Origin of the sequence: Thioclava sp. UBA3469 (genome assembly GCF_002378135.1) — a bacterium.
Classification (GTDB): Bacteria; Pseudomonadota; Alphaproteobacteria; order Rhodobacterales; family Rhodobacteraceae; genus Thioclava; species Thioclava sediminum.
Genome location: NZ_DFRG01000123.1, coordinates 1,914 through 2,884, shown reverse-complemented (window position 1 = coordinate 2,884; position 971 = coordinate 1,914). Strand labels below are relative to the sequence as shown.

Annotated in this window: 2 protein-coding genes; one reads left to right on the top strand and one right to left on the bottom strand. The window is 65.5% G+C overall.

Going from position 1 to position 971, the window contains the following annotated elements:
- Positions 1-252: NTP transferase domain-containing protein (locus B3D39_RS10115; protein WP_286789651.1), on the bottom strand; the 252-nt coding region annotated here is incomplete at its 3' end.
- Positions 253-359: 107 nt separating this feature from the next.
- Between B3D39_RS10115 and B3D39_RS10110 the strand changes: the two genes are divergently transcribed.
- Positions 360-971, top strand: a 612-nt coding sequence (locus B3D39_RS10110; RefSeq protein ID WP_286789650.1) for an HAD-IA family hydrolase, incomplete at its 3' end; no start/stop codon positions are given.

Genomic DNA, 971 nt, shown 5'->3' with positions numbered 1-971 from the left:
GGCGTGGCCGGTGCCGAGCTGTTCTTCCTGCAGCACGATCTGCGCCTCGGGATCGACCTTCGCGACGGCTTTCTTCACCTTGTCGGCACCGTGGCCCGCGACCACGATCACGGTCTCGGGTTCGAGGGCACGTCCGGCGGCCAGCGCATGCGCCACCAGCGGCGCGCGGCCCACCTGATGCAGCACCTTCGGCAAGTCGGATTTCATGCGGGTGCCCTGTCCCGCCGCGAGGGTGATCAATGCAATCGCCATTAGAAACCTTTTCTTCTGCTCGGCCCCGTTTTAACCATTGGCTTGCTTGCCGCAAGTGGTGCGTCTTCACGCTTCCTTTCGCGGTGTTACGGAAGGAGCAAAAGGCAATGCGCACAGTGGTTTTCGACCTCGACGGGACCTTGGCGGATACCTCCGCCGACCTGATCGCAGCGGCAAATTCCTGCTTTACGGCGCGCGGCCATGCGCCGCTTCTCGATCCGGCGGGGGACGCGCTGACCGCCTTCCATGGTGGCCGTGCGATGCTCAAGGCCGGCTATGGGCGGCTGGGGCTGCCGGAGGCGGAGATCGCCGAGCTGGTCGAGGCCGATTATCACCCGCTGCTTGCGCATTACGGCGAGAATATCGACCGCCATACGCGGCTTTATCCCGGCGCTGAGGAAGCTGTGAAAACGCTGCGCGATCAGGGCTTTGCGACGGCTGTCTGCACCAACAAGCCCGAAGGTCTCGCGCGTGATCTGATCGACCGGCTCGGGATCGCCGCGCTTTTTGACGCGCTGATCGGCGCCGATACGCTGCCGCTGCGCAAACCTTCGCCCGATCCCTATCTCGCGGCGGTCGAGCGGGCCGGCGGCAAGCTGGAAGCCTCGCTGCTGGTGGGCGACACCAATACAGATCGCGAGACCGCCCGCGCGGTCGGCGTCCCCTGTGTTCTGGTGACTTTCGGACCAGAGGGGCGCGGCATCGAACGGCTCCCCCCC